Below are 16,088 nucleotides of genomic sequence, written 5' to 3'. Positions count from 1 at the left end.
GTTGGTAGATCAATGAAATGGTCAGAAATCAGTATTCTTACAACGAATGAAGCGATTGAGCCGATTTCAAACATTCTTCACGAATCAGGGGCAAGCGGTGTGGTCATTGAAGACCCTGCCGAATTAGTTAAGGAAAGAGAAGATATGTTCGGGGAGATCTACCAACTCAACCCTGATGACTACCCAACTGACGGCGTCATGGTCAAAGCCTATCTGCCCGTCAATAGTTTCCTTGGTGAAACCGTTGACGAGATCAAACAGGGCATCACGAATCTCGTTACGTATGATATCGACATTGGTGAAAACAAAGTGGAGATCTCTGAAGTAAATGAGGAAGAGTGGGCGACAGCTTGGAAAAAATATTACCACCCGGTGAAGATTTCCGATAAATTTACGATTGTCCCAACCTGGGAAGAGTATACTCCGGTTCATAGTGATGAACTCATCATTGAACTGGATCCTGGCATGGCATTTGGAACAGGGACACATCCCACTACTGTCATGTGTATACAGGCACTTGAGCGGATCGTAAAAGAACATGATTCCGTCATTGATGTTGGTACGGGTTCAGGTGTGTTATCCATTGCATCGGCTCTATTGGCTGCAGACCAGGTTCGAGCATATGACCTGGATGAAGTCGCGGTTCGTTCAGCAAGGCTGAATGTTAAGCTGAACAAAGTACAGGAAACGGTATCGGTGGATGCCAATAATCTATTGAACGGGGTGACCGGGCAGGCTGATGTAATCGTGGCGAACATCCTGGCTGAAATCATCCTGCGCTTTACAGAAGATGCATATGAGCTTGTGAGGCCGGGTGGCTATTTTATCACTTCCGGGATCATCCAGCCCAAAAAGCAAGAGGTGCGTGACTCATTGGAGGCTGCTGGTTTCAAGATTGAAGAAATCATGGTCATGGAAGACTGGGTGGCGATCATCGCCCAGAAACCCCAGTAAAACAAAGTAAAAACGGTGGAGTTGAAACTGAATGCAACGATATTTTATTAACGACTTGTATCGCGAAAATGATCCGATCATGATTATGGGAGACGACTATCATCACATTGTACGTGTGATGAGAATGAAGGAAGAGGATGAAGTCTTTGTTGTCTTCAAGGATCAAGCATCAGCCATCACCCGTATTGAAACGATTTCCAGTGACGCAGTCGAGCTATCAATAGTACAATGGGAAACATCGACGAAAGAATTACCAATTAAAGTAACCATTGCGAGCGGACTGCCGAAAGGGGATAAATTGGAGTTGATATTCCAAAAGGGAACTGAGCTTGGAGCCACTCAATTTATCCCTTTTAATGCGGATCGCTCCATTGTGAAATGGGACGATAAAAAAGCAAAGAAAAAAACGGAGCGGTGGGAGAAGATTGTGAAGGAAGCGGCTGAACAATCGCATAGACTGCTTGTCCCTGAAGTATCTGCGCCCGTTTCACTCAAAAGATTGATTCAGGAGCCGTTCGATTATAAACTTGTCGCTTATGAAGAAGATGCGCGAGCTTGTGAAAAGGGGAACCTTTCTAAAGTGCTTTCCTCTATTGAACCTGGACAGAGTATGTTGGTCGTATTCGGCCCTGAAGGCGGATTATCAAAAAAAGAAATAGAGATGTTGAGAAGCGAAGGCTTCCTCACCTGCGGGCTCGGCCCGAGGATCCTGAGGACGGAGACTGCCCCGCTATATGTACTCTCGGCCATCAGCTATCAATTAGAACTTATGAGGTGATTGTAATGCCATCAGTAGCGTTTCACACTCTAGGGTGTAAAGTGAACCACTACGAAACAGAAGCCATTTGGCAACTATTTAAAGAAGAAGGATATGAACGTGTAGAGTATGACTCCATCGCAGATGTATATGTCATCAACACATGTACGGTAACCAATACAGGGGATAAGAAGAGCAGGCAGGTCATTCGCCGTGCTATTCGGAAGAACCCTGACGGTGTCATCTGTGTAACAGGCTGCTATGCCCAAACGTCCCCAGCAGAAATCATGGCCATCCCCGGTGTCGATGTCGTTGTCGGCACACAGGATCGCAGGAAAATGCTTACGTATATCGAGGAATACAAAAAAGAACGTCAACCGATCAATGGCGTCACAAACATCATGAAAAATCGGGTATACGAGGAATTGGATGTCCCGGCATTCACGGACCGTACCCGTGCGTCCCTTAAAATCCAGGAAGGCTGCAACAATTTCTGTACGTTCTGTATCATTCCATGGGCACGCGGATTAATGAGATCCCGCGATCCTGAAGAAGTCATTCACCAGGCTCAGCAGCTTGTTGATGCAGGATATAAAGAAATTGTCCTGACAGGAATCCATACAGGCGGATACGGAGAGGACATGAAAGACTACAATCTTGCTATGCTCCTTAAAGATCTTGAGCAAAAGGTGAAAGGTCTCAAGAGAATACGGATATCTTCCATTGAAGCGAGTCAATTGACGGATGAAGTCATAGAAGTGATCGATCAATCCGATATCGTGGTAAGGCATTTACACATCCCACTTCAATCGGGATCCAACACGGTCCTAAAAAGAATGCGCCGAAAATATACGATGGAATTCTTTGCCGAGCGTTTAGAGAAGCTTAAAAAAGCGCTGCCTGGTCTTGCCGTCACGTCCGACGTCATTGTTGGTTTTCCTGGTGAAACGGAAGAAGAATTCATGGAAACGTATCATTTCATCAAAGAGCATAAATTCTCTGAGCTTCACGTTTTCCCTTATTCAAAACGAACAGGCACGCCCGCAGCACGAATGGACGATCAGATTGATGAAGACATCAAGAACGAACGCGTCCACCGTTTAATTGAATTGTCGAACCAATTAGCGAAAGAATACGCTTCAGAGTTTGAAAACGAAGTGCTTGAAGTAATCCCTGAAGAAATCTATCAGGATGACCTCTATGTAGGATACACGGATAACTACTTGAAAGTGGTATTCCCTGCAACCGAAGAGATGGTTGGGAAGCTTGTGAAAGTGAAACTCACCAAAGCGGGTTATCCCCTAAATGAAGGCCAATTTGTGCGGGTACTTGAAGAAACAGAAGAAAAAGCAGCCATTTAATGGATGAAGGCACCTGACGTTTCGCTCGGGTGCCTTGCATTTATTTTCGCACAATAATACTTTGTAACCACTTTCTTTTTTTGGGTTAGAATCGAATTATCTATTGATTAGTGAAGAAGAAGGTTGTAAACTAGTATTGTTAATGGAATATTTGAAAAGAGTCTTTTTTTTAAACAATAGTGCAAACGATTGCATTAAATGTAAGCGTTTGTATCTTACTATACTTTGATGAGGTGTTACGATGAAAATGGCATGGCGTAAAGAGGCAGTGGGATACCAAATCTATCCGAGAAGTTTCCAGGATTCAAACGGAGACGGCATCGGGGACTTACAGGGAGTCATCCAGCGTTTGGATTATATTAAAGAGTTAGGGATCGATGTGATTTGGATCTGTCCGATGTATAAATCCCCTAATGACGATAATGGGTATGATATTTCGGATTACCAGGATATCATGGAAGATTTCGGAACGATGGAAGACTTCGACCAGCTATTGAAAGAAGTTCATAATAGGGATATGAAGCTGATCATTGACCTTGTCCTGAATCATACTAGTGATGAGCATCCTTGGTTCATCGAGTCAAAGAGTTCCAAGGACAACCCAAAGCGTGATTGGTATATTTGGAGAGATGGCGTGAAAGGGAAAGAACCGAATAACTGGGAAAGCATCTTCGGGGGATCTGCCTGGCAGTATGATGAAGAAACGGACCAATACTTCCTGCATGTCTTCTCGACGAAGCAGCCGGATCTGAACTGGGAAAACGAAGAAGTGCGTGAGGCACTATATGATACGGTGAATTGGTGGCTGGATAAAGGAATCGACGGGTTCAGAATCGATGCCATCAGTCATATTAAAAAACGGGCGGGTCTGCCGGATATGCCGAATCCGAAGAAGGAAAAATACGTTTCTTCCTTTGACATGCATATGAATCAAAAAGGGATTCATACGTTCCTTCAAGAATTCAAGGATCGTACGTATGCCAATTATGACGTGATGTCGGTTGGAGAAGCTAACGGTGTGAAAGCGGATGAAGCGGAACTATGGGTCGGTAAAGAGAACGGAAAGATGGATATGATCTTTCAATTCGAACATCTTGGATTATGGGATGCAGAAACCAATCCGGATCTCGACATCGTGGAATTGAAAAAGGTGCTTACGCGTTGGCAGAAAGGGCTGGAAGGAAACGGCTGGAATGCCCTCTTCATCGAAAATCATGATAAAGCCCGCGTTGTTTCGACTTGGGGCAATGATAAGGAATACTGGAAAGAAAGTGCCACAGCGATGGCAGCCATGTATTTCCTGATGCAGGGGACACCTTTCATCTATCAGGGCCAGGAAATCGGCATGACCAACGTTCAATTTCCTTCCATCGAAGACTATGATGATGTAGCCGTAAAAAATCTATACCGTCTTAAACGTGAAGAAGGAGTGCCTCATCAAGACATCATGGAAATCATCTGGGCTTCCTCCCGTGATAACAGCAGAACACCGATGCAATGGTCAGCAGGGGAAAACAGCGGATTCACAACTGGGACACCTTGGATGAAAGTCAATCCAAACTATAAGACGATCAACGTAGAGGCGCAGGATAAAGACGAAAACTCCATTCTGAACTTCTACAAGAAAATGATTCAACTTAAGAAAAGGGAAGACGTCTTCACGTATGGAATCTATGATCTGCTCCTTGAAAAAGACAAGCAAATCTATGCCTATACCCGCACTGGAGAAAACACATCCATGGTCGTCATCACAAATCTTTCCACAAAGAATGCTGTTTGTGACCTTGGTAAACGAAACGTATCATCAGAGAACCTTCTATTGAACAACTATGAAGTGGAGAACCATGGAGAGTTGAGCAAATTAACCCTCAAACCATACGAGGCGAGAGTATACCGACTAAAATAATCGTGTTACACCGCTGTTGATTTCCGTGCAAGACTTCGCTTTCCTCGGGCGGAAGGCGAGCCTCCTCGTCTCTGCGTTCCTGCGGGGTCTCACCTATTCCGCTTTTCCCGTAGGAGTCTTCGTCTTGCACTCCAATCAACAGCTAGATCCGTCTAAATACACTTCAAATGCGTTGACAAACAAAAAGATCCGAACGAATTCGATTTTCAATAAAGAATCTCGAATTCGCTCGGATTTTTCTTTGACTAAACGTTTTTGTTCCATCCTCGTTTTCACCATTACTAATAGCTGCAGTCTATAAATGATTCATCAGAATTATCTCTTGGTTGGCCTCTTACAAAAATGAATATTAATGACAATAGTCTTTTTCAATACTTCTAGGATCAGTTGATTGGAACGGAAGATGCTCGACTCCTGCGGGAATTGCGTGAAAGTTGAGACCCCGCAGGGCATAGCCCGAGGAGGCTCAACTCGCGCCCCGCGGAAAGCGAGCATCTGGAGTGGAAATCAACTACTGCTTGCTTATTGAGATGCAACCCTTTTGCAGGAATATGAAAAGGTTTTCTTTATTTTGGGAGATACTATAAAGTGCTCGTCTTTTTCTCTTAGTTTTGGTATGATAAGAGAGGTACGGACAACTGTTAAAGGAGAGATAATCAATGACTATGAACATTGCAAGTATGATCGATCATACTTTACTTAAACCTGAATCAACAAAAGATCAAGTAGAGGTACTTTGCCAGGAAGCGAAAGAATTCAAGTTTGCTTCTGTGTGTGTAAACCCTACTTGGGTACAATATTCAAGCGAATTATTAAGCGGTACAGAAGTAAAAGTATGTACGGTTATCGGGTTCCCGCTTGGAGCTTCTACACCTGAAACGAAAGCGTTCGAAACAAAAGACGCAATCGAAAAAGGGGCAACGGAAGTCGATATGGTCATCAATATCGGTGCACTGAAAAGCGGTGACCATGAGCTAGTGAAACGTGACATCGAAGCGGTTGTTGCAGCTTCTAAAGGAAAAGCACTTTCTAAAGTCATCATTGAAACATGTCTTCTGACAGAAGAAGAAAAAGTGAAAGCTTGTCAACTTGCTGTGGAAGCGGGAGCGGATTATGTGAAAACATCGACCGGCTTCTCGACTGGTGGAGCAACGGTTGAAGATATCGCTTTAATGAGAAAAACGGTTGGGCCAGATATCGGTGTGAAGGCTTCAGGAGGCGTACGTTCCCTTGAAGATGCACAAGCGATGATCGAAGCCGGGGCTACTCGTTTAGGCGCGAGTTCAGGTGTGAAAATCGTCCAAGGTTTAACAAGCGATTCTGATTATTAATGTGAAAAAAAGCTGAGCGGATAACCGCTCAGCTTTTTTTTGGAAGGTGGACCTTTTCGATTAACCGGGCAAACGAATTGGCGAAGGGAAGAACAAGCAGGGAACATATAAGATTGAATAGGACACTGGCGTGGGCCAATTGCAAATCCGCAGAGTCGGCAAGCGATCCTACAACCGACCCAAGTAAGGGGATGAAAGGGATGAATAGTGCCACACCCATCACATTGAGCCAGATATGGGCGTATGCCGTCAGCTTGGCTTGAGTGCCGCCGCCGATGCTTGCAATAAAGGCTGTGATACAGGTACCGACATTGGCACCGAGCATGATGGCTATCCCTGCATGGAGATCAATCGAACCAGCAGCCAGAAACCCCATCGTCACGCCTGTCACAACGGTACTCGATTGTATGATGGCCGTCAGAACGCATCCAATCAGCAATGCAAGAACAAGATGTTCATTGACCTGAATCATATAAGAACGCAATGATTCGTGTGTCGTCAAAGGCGTTGCCAGCCATTGAATGGCCCGGATCGAGGTGAAGATCAATCCGAAGCCAATAAAGATCATACCGCTGCTTCTGATCTGTGGAGATTTGAAAAAATACAGTGCACAGCCGATGATCATGGATGGAACGATGAGATAGTTCATGTCCAGGGTAAACATTTCAAGGGTGAAAGTGGTCCCGATATTCGATCCGAGCATGATGCCGATGGTTTGACGGAAGGGGATCAGACCAGAGGAAGCAAGTCCCACCGTGAGGACCATGACCGCCGAGCTGCTGTGAATAAAGGCGGTGACAACGGTACCTGTCATGACACCCTTCACAGGGGTGCTTGTAAGATAATGAAGCCATGTCTTGATCTTCTGATTTGCGATATTAAATAGCCCCGACCTGAGCCAGGCCATGCCGAATAAAAAACATAAGATAAAAAAAATAAAGGCGATTCCATGTAAGATCATTGAATTCCTCCTGTACACCAGTACGACTACTACAAATGTATGGGGGAAATGAATGAGACATGCCTATTTATGTGAGTGTTTTATGATAAATTGTTGACCTGACACATATCATATATTATAATGGCAAAGTACATGGATTTCTTTATAGTATATTAAAGAATCCATCCAAGAAAGACATACACTTTCTGTCCCCTTGTGACAATCAGGCAAGGGCAAAGCCATAACCAATTGGTGAAGTAAAGGACGTCAGATAATCCTGCGTCTTAAGAAATTGGTACAAACCATTTCTTGACTTGAACATGTAAGTGTAGTGTGTTCGGAGGGAGGGAAAGAGAGATGTCAAAAACAGTTGTTCGTAAAAACGAATCGCTTGAAGATGCTCTTCGTCGCTTCAAACGCTCAGTTTCTAAAACAGGAACTTTACAAGAGTTTAGAAAGCGCGAATTTTATGAAAAGCCAAGCGTAAAACGCAAAAAGAAATCAGAAGCTGCAAGAAAGCGTAAGTTCTAAGAGAGGGTGTAAGTATGAGTCTTCTCAATCGTTTAAATGATGATATGAAACAAGCGATGAAAAATAAAGAAAAAGAGAAGCTTTCCGTTATCCGCATGCTTAAGGCTTCACTTCAAAATGAAGCCATCAAACATGGGAAACAGGAACTCTCTGAAGACGAAGAGTTGACTGTCCTTTCTCGAGAAGTGAAGCAACGGAAAGACTCCCTCCAGGAATTTCAAAACGCGGGTCGTGAAGACCTCGTTGAAAAAATTCAAACAGAACTGACTTACGTCGAAATATATATGCCTAAGCAGCTTTCAGAAGAAGAAGTCTCTGCTATTGTCGAACAGACGGTAGCGGAGGTAGGTGCTAATTCTAAAGCCGATATGGGCAAAGTGATGGGAGCAATCATGCCTAAATTAAAAGGGAAAGCCGATGGGGCTCTCGTCAACAAACTTGTTCTTCAACATCTATCATAAGATTAAAGAAACCGGAAAGCTTTGATGCTTTCCGGTTTTTTTAAAACCGATTACAGATGGAACGGGGGACCTGCGCACTTTTATAACATATTTTTTCAAAAAGATGAAACTTTTTTAATGGGTCATCCGTACATAGAGTATCAAGGAATATTACCTGAAACGAGGGGGTTAAGTTGAGGAGAAGTATACTTGTATTATTGATGCTGATTCTTGGATGCAGCTTTATTCAGCCGTTGATCAGTTCAGCCGCGGATTCGGATAGGGTATACGTGATTCCCATTCAAAAGGAAGTGGAAAGAGGACTTCATGCCTTTTTGGAAAGGGCGATTAAAGATGCGGAAGACCATAATGCGGAACTGATCATTTTCGATATTGATACACCTGGGGGATTGGTTGATGCTGCGGGCGATATCGGGCAGCTCCTGGATGGGATCGATGCTAAAACGATTGCGTTTGTAAATGACCATGCCCTGTCTGCGGGAGCATTCATCTCCCTTCATGCAGATGAAATCTATATGGTACCGAATGGACAAATGGGTGCTGCAGCGGTCATTGATCAGGAGGGGAATGCGGCGGATAAAAAAGCCCAGAGCTACTGGCTTTCTGCCATGAAAAGTGCCGCTGAGTCTAATGGAAGAGATCCTCAATATGCTCTCGCCATGGCAGATGATTCTCTCGTCATAGAAGAGCTGGGGATTGAAAAAGGTGAACTATTGACACTGGGATCAAAGGAAGCAAAGGAAATCGGGTATTCAGAGGGGACAGTGAAGAACCTCGACGAATTGTATGAAACCCTTGGAGTGGATAAATCTTCTGTGAAACGTGTCGATGAAACGTTCGCGGAAAAACTCGCCCGCTTCATCACAAATCCAGTCGTTGTCCCGATTCTATTATCCCTGGCAAGCATCGGGTTGATTGTGGAGCTGTACTCACCCGGTTTTGGAATTGCCGGTTCTATCGGCTTGATTTCCCTTGTATTATTCTTTTATGGACACTTGGTTGCAGGACTTGCGGGATACGAAACCATTCTTCTTTTCATCATTGGTATCATCCTTATAGTCGCGGAGTTTTTCCTCCCCGGTGGAATTGCTGGGATACTCGGTATAGGGGCGATCCTTGCAAGTATTATGTTGGCAGGGGGCGATATGGTGCAAATGGGAATCTCTCTTTTGATCGCTTTATTCATTGCCGTTGCAACAGTGATTATCTTTGTAAAGGTGTTTGGTAAAAAGATGAAATTTTTTAACAAAATCATTTTAAACGATTCCACCAGCACAGAAAGCGGATACGTATCCAATGCCAATCGATTGGATTTGATTGGGAAAATCGGCGTGACCAAAACACCTTTAAGGCCATCCGGAACCGTCATCGTGGAGGAAGAAAGAATCGACGCAGTGACAGAAGGCGGCTTTATCAAAGCAGGTGAAAAGGTTAAAATTGTGAAGGTGGAAGGGTCAAGGATTGTAGTAAGAGACATTTCATAATACTTTAGGAGGTAACAAACTATGGTTATAGGACCAAGTACGATTCTACTGCTCGTTGCGATTGTGGTGGGCATTATCGTTTTAGCTGTATTATTTACATTTGTACCAGTCATGCTGTGGATTTCAGCAATCGCGGCAGGAGTCAGGATCAGTATTTTTACACTAGTGGGGATGAGATTAAGACGTGTTATCCCGAGTCGTGTGATCAATCCATTAATTAAAGCCCATAAAGCAGGAATCACGGTAACGATCAATCAGCTGGAGAGTCACTATTTAGCTGGCGGTAACGTAGACAGAGTGGTCAATGCACTGATTGCGGCTCATCGTGCAAATATTGAATTGACCTTTGAGCGTGCTGCGGCGATTGACCTTGCTGGTCGTGACGTACTTGAAGCGGTTCAAATGAGTGTTAACCCTAAAGTGATCGAAACACCGTTCATCGCGGGTGTGGCCATGGATGGAATTGAAGTGAAAGCGAAAGCGCGTATTACGGTCCGTGCGAATATCGACCGCCTTGTCGGGGGTGCCGGGGAAGAAACGATCGTTGCCCGTGTAGGGGAAGGGATTGTATCTACTATAGGTTCATCCGACAACCACAAGAAGGTATTGGAAAATCCGGATCTGATTTCTCAAACGGTCCTTTCAAAAGGCCTGGACGCAGGTACGGCATTTGAAATTCTCTCGATTGATATTGCGGACGTTGATATCGGCAAGAATATCGGAGCAGAACTGCAAACAGAACAAGCGGAAGCTGATAAGAACATTGCTCAAGCGAAAGCGGAAGAAAGAAGAGCGATGGCCGTTGCCAATGAGCAGGAAATGAAAGCAAGGGTAGAAGAAATGAGGGCGAAAGTTGTGGAAGCGGAAGCAGAAGTGCCTCTTGCCATGGCTGAAGCACTCAGGTCAGGTAACATCGGTGTGATGGACTATATGAACATAAAGAATATTGATGCCGATACGGAAATGAGAGACTCGATCGGAAAGCTGACAGGGGATAAAAAAGATCCGAAGAGTGATAAGTAATCTCCCTTTGTTCAGAAAGGAGGTATCTCCATGGAATCATTGATCTTATTTATTTTGATCGGGATCATCACATCCATATTCAATAAAATGAAACAGCCTCCATCCAATAAACCCGTGAGGCAGAAGCCGATTCAAACGGCCTCTCCCGCTTCTCCAGAGCCTGTTGGAAGAGGCAGGGAAAGAGTTGAGCGGGAACGAACCGGGCGGAGGGAACCAAGGTCATACAAAGAGCCTGTAAAAGAGGCCGTTTCCTCCATCCAAACCCGTTTGGAAGATAAGAAGAGGGAGACGGAATCTGCTTATTCCAGTCTTCAGAAACAAGAAGAACGATATTCCAGGAAGCTTGAAGCCCACCAAAACCGGGCGAAGAGGATTCGGGAGAATTCAGGTCCCATTCTCGATTTCAAAAATGAAGATGATATCGTAAAAGGATTTATTTTTTCAGAGGTGTTCGGCCCTCCGAAATCAAAAAAACGGCATCATCAAAAATAAAAGTGATGAAACCCCTTTTCATTTCATAAATATGAGATGAAAGGGGGTTCTTTTTTTATGGCGAAAAGCATTTTACAACAGATGCGTAAATGGATGACACAGAAAATGGATTTACCCGAAGATGTCATGATGGACCTTCCTCGCGTCACAATGATTGGACAAATTCATATCTATATAGAAAATCACCGGGGGCTGTTGACCTTCACAGATCGGGAGGTGCGGCTTCTGCTTAAACAGGGTCAACTTCTCATAAAAGGGGAGCAATTTGTCATCAAGATGATCCTTCCGGAAGAAATTCTCCTTCAGGGGAAAATCGTTGAAGTGATCTATTTAGAACAATAGGAGGGACGGATTTGAAGAATCAATGGTTCACCTTTCTGAGGGGAAAGGTATTCGTGAAAATGGAAGGCAGATTAGTTGAGCGGGTCATCAATCAATTGCTCCGTGCCGGTATCACCATCTGGAATGTGAAGAGGGCGGGAACGGAAACCATCACCTTTTACTTATCCTTAGAAGATGTACATAACTTCCGAAGAGCGGTACGGGCATCCGAGTGTAAAGTGACATTTCTAAGAGGGCAGGGGGTTCCCTTTCTATTCAAGAGATCACTGAAAAATTCAGGCTTCATGATTGGTGGACTGGCATTCTTCGTCATCGTATTCCTTCTTTCCAATATGGTGTGGGGCATCGAGATCAAAGGTGCGTCACCTCAAACCGAGCACAGTATACGAAAGGAACTGGAGGAGATGGGTGTTTCCAAGGGGAAGATGCAGTTCCACATCCCCGATGTTGAGAACATCCAGCGTGAGTTATCCTACAGGATGAATAATATCACGTGGGTAGGGGTGGAGTTACAGGGGACAACCTTTCACTTTCAAGTCGTGGAAAAGAATGCCCCTATGCCCCCTGAAACAACCGGTCTGCAGCATATTGTCGCCAAAAAGAAAGCCATCATCACCGACATGTTTGTAGAAGAAGGGGATCCCCAGGTGAACGTCAATGACTACGTCAATAAGGGACAGCTCCTTGTATCGGGTCTGATCGGGAATGAAAAAGAGCCGAAGGGAGTCTCGGCCAAAGCGAAGATATTGGGGGAAACATGGTATAAGACTTCGGTTGAACTCCCGTTGAAGTCACGATTTATCGTGTTCAGCGGAAATGAGAAAAGAAAACATTATCTCAGCTTCGGTTCACTTAATATCCAGGTTTGGGGCTTCGGGAAAACGGAATTCAAGCACGTCGTTGTGGAAGAAACGAAAAAGCCGCTGCGTTTTTTGAAATGGGAGCTCCCGGTGTATTATATTGATCGCAGCATGAAAGAAAAAGAGGACGTGGAGAGGACCTATACGAAATCCGAGGCGATTGCGGCTGCGAAGAAGCTTGCCAAAAGTAACCTGGAATCCTCCCTCCCGGAAGATGCAGAAATAAGAGGGGAAAAAATTTTGCAAGAAAAGGTGGAGAATGGTAAAGTTAGGGTAACCATTCACTTCAAAGTAATAGAAAATATTGCAGAAGGACAACCACTTATTCAAGGAGACTAACGAATGTCAGATGAAATCTTAATGAAATTACAACTTGAAAACCCCAATGAAGCCATCGCTTTGTTCGGTGTTTCAGATTCTCACCTTAAATTAATAGAACAGGAATTACACGTTTCGATCGTAACAAGAGGCGAAGAGTTGCTGGTTTCAGGTAAAGAAGAAGATGTAAGTCTCGCCGTTGATATTTCTGATCGACTGATGGCCGTGATCCGTAAAGGGATCAATATCGGCCAGCGTGATGTCCATTATGCCATCGAAATGGGCAGACAAGGGACGCTTGAATATTTTACAGAGTTGTACAATGAAGAGATTACAAAGAACGCCAAAGGTAAATCGATCCGGGTGAAGACCTTGGGACAGCGCCAATACATCCAGTCCATCAAGAAGCATGACATGGTGTTCGGGATCGGACCGGCCGGAACAGGGAAGACCTATTTAGCCGTTGTCATGGCTGTACATGCCTTAAAGAACGGGCAGGTCAAGAAGATCATCCTGACGAGGCCGGCTGTGGAAGCAGGTGAAAGCCTTGGGTTCCTTCCAGGTGACTTGAAGGAGAAGGTGGATCCTTATCTCCGCCCCCTATATGATGCCCTGCATGATGTATTGGGAGCAGAGCATACCGCCCGCCTGATCGAGAGAGGTACCATCGAGATCGCTCCCCTTGCATATATGAGGGGCCGTACCCTTGATGATGCGTTTGTCATTCTTGATGAGGCCCAGAATACAACGAAGGCCCAAATGAAAATGTTCCTGACAAGGCTCGGCTTTGATTCCAAGATGATCATCACGGGAGACCGTTCCCAGGTGGATCTGCCCAGGGGCAGCGAGTCAGGATTGATTTCTTCTGAACGGATTTTAAAAGATGTTAAAGGAGTGTCGTTCATTTATCTCGATCAAGCCGATGTAGTCCGTCATCCGTTGGTCGCGAAAATCATCGATGCCTATGAAACAATCGAAAAATAGACAAAGAGAGATTGCTCCAGTTGAACCATGCCGTCATCATAAGATCCGGTGTGGCCATGGATCAATCTTTTTTTGTTGTGCTATACATAGATAAATAAGTAAAAAACTGTTATCATTTTACATAATTGCTAATTGCTTTACCTATGGCCATCAGAAATTGTTTATACATAACAGGGGGTTCTTTATGCAAACTCACCCATTTCTACTTAAAATAAGGAGCTTTCTCAGCTACCGATTATTTACCAACCTCTTATTTGTACTGCTCGGCATCATTGTATTCGGTGTCCTATATGGAAATGTGACACCGAAAACGCTGGATATTCATTTATATGAAGATGCCCCCACCACGATAAGGGCACCTAAGAAATTCGTCGATGAGGAGGCAACCGCGAAGAAGAAGGAAGAAGCAAAGGCCGAAGTCGCAAGTGTGTATACTCCGAAAGAAGGGGCGATCGATAACTCTACTTCATTGATCCACTCTCTGTTGGAAAGTGTAAATGAAGTGAAGGAGGAGTCGAAACAGCAGGCGGGGGATGAGGAAAATCTAAAACCGCCTACAAGTACGGATATAACTGAACAGCTGAAGCTCCTGAAAGCCAAATTGCCGAAGGATAAAAATAATAATGTCACCAACAGTCTGAGTGATGACGTGTTAAAGACGCTCCTCCAGGCGTCAGAAGATGACTTGTCACGCATTGAGACCATCGTTACCACCCAAATGAAAATCATCATGGAAAACGGGGTCAAAGAAGAAGAATTAAATGAAGCGAAATTGAATCTGGAACAACGGATCACCAACTATTCATTTAAAGATGATTTAACCACTGCTGCCATCAAGCTCGGGAAAGTCGCCATTGAGCCGACGCTTTACTACGATGCTGAAAAAACAGATGAGTTAAAGAAGCTTGCCGAAGCAAACGTGGAAAAGGTTGAAATCATTGAAGGCGGCGTCATCGTAGAAGATGGGGATCTGATCACACCCAAAATATACAGCATCCTGAAGACTCTGGGGATGGTGGAGGATACATTCTCCTTCAAACCGTATGTCGGACTGGCACTCTTCGTCCTTGTGGTGATAAGTTCATTATATTATTTCTTCTACACACTTGAAGTGACCGAGGAAAGAAAGCAGAATTATCTGATCCTGACAAGCATCGTATTTGTCATATCCCTCTTGATCATGAAGATCGTAGGACTGATCGAACAGCTGGAAATCAATGATATTGCCTTCATATTCCCGGCGGCGTTCACGGGTATGATATTGAGGATCTTACTGAACGAACGGATCGCCATGATGATGGTGTTCATCCTTTCTGCCTGCTCGAGTATCGTGTTTCACCAGCAGTTCTCCGGATCCATCGATATCGAAATTGCGATTTATACGTTATTCAGCGGTGTATCAGGGATTCTTTTCCTTGTGAGCCGAAATCAGCGTTCGAATATTTTAAGGGCGGGGATCTATGTAGCACTTGTCAATATCCTGATCCTTGGATTTTTAATCCTATTGAGCGGTACTTCCTATTCGAATAGTGAATACGTGTATTATTTAGTGTTTGCCCTGTTATCGGGGATCATGTCTTCCATCCTGACGATCGGTTTCCTCCCGTTTTTCGAAGCGGGATTCGGGATTCTTTCCTCCATGAGACTGGTCGAGCTCTCTAGCCCTACACAGCCGTTATTGAAGAAGCTGTTGACCGATGCGCCCGGCACCTATCATCACAGTGTCATGGTGGCGAACCTTGCGGAAGCAGCGTGTGAAGCCATCGGGGCCAACGGGTTACTCGCCAGGGTCGGATGCTACTATCATGATGTAGGAAAGTCCAAGCGACCGCATTTCTTCATTGAAAATCAGCTGAATATGGGGAATCCCCATGACAGGGTCTCGCCTGAAACAAGCAGGGATGTTATTATTAGTCATGCTTCAGATGGAGCCCAGATGCTCCGAAAACATAAATTGCCAAAGGAAATCATCGACATCGCCGAGCAGCATCACGGCACGACATTGTTGAAATTTTTCTATTATAAGGCAAAAGAACAAGGGAAAGATGTTAAGGAAGAAGAATATCGCTATCCGGGTCCTAAACCCCAATCGAGGGAAGCGGCAGTGATCAGCATTGCGGATAGTGTAGAAGCGGCTGTCAGGTCGAAGAAATCACCCACTCAGGCAGAAATTCAAAAGCTTGTCCATTCGATTGTGCAAGACCGCCTACAGGACGGGCAGTTTAACGAATGTGATATTTCATTAAAGCAATTAGAGACGGTGAAGAGGTCTCTATGTGAAACATTGAATGGAATCTTCCATCCGAGGATCGAGTACCCCGAACTTCAAGCAAAAGGAGAATAG

General features: G+C 44.6%; 15 protein-coding genes. 14 read left to right on the top strand and 1 reads right to left on the bottom strand.

What is annotated here, in order from left to right; genetic code table 11:
• The first annotated feature begins 12 nt into the window (after window positions 1-12).
• The 5 genes from prmA to deoC all read left to right on the top strand — a co-directional run bounded on the left by prmA (window position 13) and on the right by deoC (window position 6,309).
• On the top strand, window positions 13-954 hold the full coding sequence (gene prmA / locus P8596_RS16080) for a 50S ribosomal protein L11 methyltransferase (protein WP_279724339.1): 942 nt from the start codon (window positions 13-15) through the stop codon (window positions 952-954).
• A 31-nt stretch (window positions 955-985) separates the two neighbouring features.
• Window positions 986-1,732, top strand: a complete 747-nt coding sequence (locus P8596_RS16075; RefSeq protein ID WP_279724338.1) for a 16S rRNA (uracil(1498)-N(3))-methyltransferase — start codon at window positions 986-988, stop codon at window positions 1,730-1,732.
• 5 nt (window positions 1,733-1,737) lie between these two features.
• Window positions 1,738-3,072, top strand: coding sequence for a tRNA (N(6)-L-threonylcarbamoyladenosine(37)-C(2))-methylthiotransferase MtaB (gene mtaB, locus P8596_RS16070; protein WP_224519487.1), 1,335 nt, complete (start codon window positions 1,738-1,740; stop codon window positions 3,070-3,072).
• A 241-nt stretch (window positions 3,073-3,313) separates the two neighbouring features.
• Window positions 3,314-4,978 carry a glycoside hydrolase family 13 protein gene (locus tag P8596_RS16065; RefSeq protein ID WP_224519488.1) on the top strand — a complete coding sequence of 555 codons (1,665 nt, stop codon included), beginning with the start codon at window positions 3,314-3,316 and terminating at the stop codon, window positions 4,976-4,978.
• Window positions 4,979-5,637: 659 nt separating this feature from the next.
• Window positions 5,638-6,309 (top strand): deoxyribose-phosphate aldolase, encoded by a 672-nt coding sequence (gene deoC, locus P8596_RS16060; protein ID WP_034757484.1) that lies wholly within the window; start codon window positions 5,638-5,640, stop codon window positions 6,307-6,309.
• A gap of 28 nt (window positions 6,310-6,337) precedes the next feature.
• Here deoC and P8596_RS16055 read toward each other — a convergent pair whose 3' ends face one another.
• Entirely contained in the window at window positions 6,338-7,270 is a 933-nt protein-coding gene (locus P8596_RS16055; RefSeq protein WP_224519489.1) for a Na/Pi symporter, read from the bottom strand.
• 336 nt (window positions 7,271-7,606) lie between these two features.
• Here P8596_RS16055 and rpsU point away from each other — a divergent pair, with 336 nt between their 5' ends.
• From rpsU to P8596_RS16010, 9 genes are all read left to right on the top strand, one after another.
• A complete protein-coding gene (rpsU, locus tag P8596_RS16050; RefSeq protein WP_032087602.1) occupies window positions 7,607-7,780 on the top strand; it encodes a 30S ribosomal protein S21 in 174 nt (57 codons plus the stop codon).
• A 14-nt stretch (window positions 7,781-7,794) separates the two neighbouring features.
• The gene (locus P8596_RS16045) at window positions 7,795-8,241 is read left to right on the top strand and encodes a GatB/YqeY domain-containing protein (RefSeq protein ID WP_279724337.1); all 447 of its coding nucleotides are present in this window, start codon (window positions 7,795-7,797) and stop codon (window positions 8,239-8,241) included.
• Between the two features lie 200 nt (window positions 8,242-8,441).
• The gene (locus P8596_RS16040) at window positions 8,442-9,725 is read left to right on the top strand and encodes an NfeD family protein (RefSeq protein WP_034757491.1); all 1,284 of its coding nucleotides are present in this window, start codon (window positions 8,442-8,444) and stop codon (window positions 9,723-9,725) included.
• A 27-nt stretch (window positions 9,726-9,752) separates the two neighbouring features.
• Window positions 9,753-10,748 carry a flotillin-like protein FloA gene (gene floA, locus P8596_RS16035; RefSeq protein WP_094075155.1) on the top strand — a complete coding sequence of 332 codons (996 nt, stop codon included), beginning with the start codon at window positions 9,753-9,755 and terminating at the stop codon, window positions 10,746-10,748.
• 30 nt (window positions 10,749-10,778) lie between these two features.
• Window positions 10,779-11,240, top strand: a complete 462-nt coding sequence (locus tag P8596_RS16030; protein ID WP_061811344.1) for a YqfB family membrane protein — start codon at window positions 10,779-10,781, stop codon at window positions 11,238-11,240.
• Window positions 11,241-11,297: 57 nt separating this feature from the next.
• A complete protein-coding gene (yqfC, locus tag P8596_RS16025) occupies window positions 11,298-11,582 on the top strand; it encodes a sporulation protein YqfC (protein ID WP_061811343.1) in 285 nt (94 codons plus the stop codon).
• A gap of 11 nt (window positions 11,583-11,593) precedes the next feature.
• A complete protein-coding gene (gene yqfD, locus P8596_RS16020) occupies window positions 11,594-12,781 on the top strand; it encodes a sporulation protein YqfD (RefSeq protein WP_224519490.1) in 1,188 nt (395 codons plus the stop codon).
• A 3-nt stretch (window positions 12,782-12,784) separates the two neighbouring features.
• The gene (locus tag P8596_RS16015) at window positions 12,785-13,744 is read left to right on the top strand and encodes a PhoH family protein (protein ID WP_224519491.1); all 960 of its coding nucleotides are present in this window, start codon (window positions 12,785-12,787) and stop codon (window positions 13,742-13,744) included.
• A gap of 184 nt (window positions 13,745-13,928) precedes the next feature.
• Window positions 13,929-16,088: an HD family phosphohydrolase gene (locus tag P8596_RS16010; RefSeq protein WP_224519492.1), complete on the top strand. Its 2,160-nt coding sequence runs from the start codon at window positions 13,929-13,931 to the stop codon at window positions 16,086-16,088.

The sequence above is a fragment of the Rossellomorea sp. DA94 genome (genome assembly GCF_029834455.1).
Taxonomy (GTDB): domain Bacteria; phylum Bacillota; class Bacilli; order Bacillales; family Bacillaceae_B; genus Rossellomorea; species Rossellomorea vietnamensis.
The sequence above is the reverse complement of the archived record's forward strand: the minus strand, read 5'-3'. Positions and strand labels throughout refer to the sequence as shown.

Bases quoted from the DNA above. Each gene is read 5' to 3' on its own strand.
- P8596_RS16065 (WP_224519488.1), top strand. From the start codon at position 3,314: ATGAAAATGGCATGGCGTAAAGAGGCAGTGGGATACCAAATCTATCCG.
- mtaB (WP_224519487.1), top strand. From the start codon at position 1,738: ATGCCATCAGTAGCGTTTCACACTCTAGGGTGTAAAGTGAACCACTAC.
- P8596_RS16040 (WP_034757491.1), top strand. From the start codon at position 8,442: ATGCTGATTCTTGGATGCAGCTTTATTCAGCCGTTGATCAGTTCAGCC.
- P8596_RS16055 (WP_224519489.1), bottom strand. From the start codon at position 7,270: ATGATCTTACATGGAATCGCCTTTATTTTTTTTATCTTATGTTTTTTA.
- P8596_RS16015 (WP_224519491.1), top strand. From the start codon at position 12,785: ATGTCAGATGAAATCTTAATGAAATTACAACTTGAAAACCCCAATGAA.
- rpsU (WP_032087602.1), top strand. From the start codon at position 7,607: ATGTCAAAAACAGTTGTTCGTAAAAACGAATCGCTTGAAGATGCTCTT.
- P8596_RS16045 (WP_279724337.1), top strand. From the start codon at position 7,795: ATGAGTCTTCTCAATCGTTTAAATGATGATATGAAACAAGCGATGAAA.
- P8596_RS16030 (WP_061811344.1), top strand. From the start codon at position 10,779: ATGGAATCATTGATCTTATTTATTTTGATCGGGATCATCACATCCATA.
- P8596_RS16075 (WP_279724338.1), top strand. From the start codon at position 986: ATGCAACGATATTTTATTAACGACTTGTATCGCGAAAATGATCCGATC.
- yqfC (WP_061811343.1), top strand. From the start codon at position 11,298: ATGGCGAAAAGCATTTTACAACAGATGCGTAAATGGATGACACAGAAA.
- prmA (WP_279724339.1), top strand. From the start codon at position 13: ATGAAATGGTCAGAAATCAGTATTCTTACAACGAATGAAGCGATTGAG.
- P8596_RS16010 (WP_224519492.1), top strand. From the start codon at position 13,929: ATGCAAACTCACCCATTTCTACTTAAAATAAGGAGCTTTCTCAGCTAC.
- deoC (WP_034757484.1), top strand. From the start codon at position 5,638: ATGACTATGAACATTGCAAGTATGATCGATCATACTTTACTTAAACCT.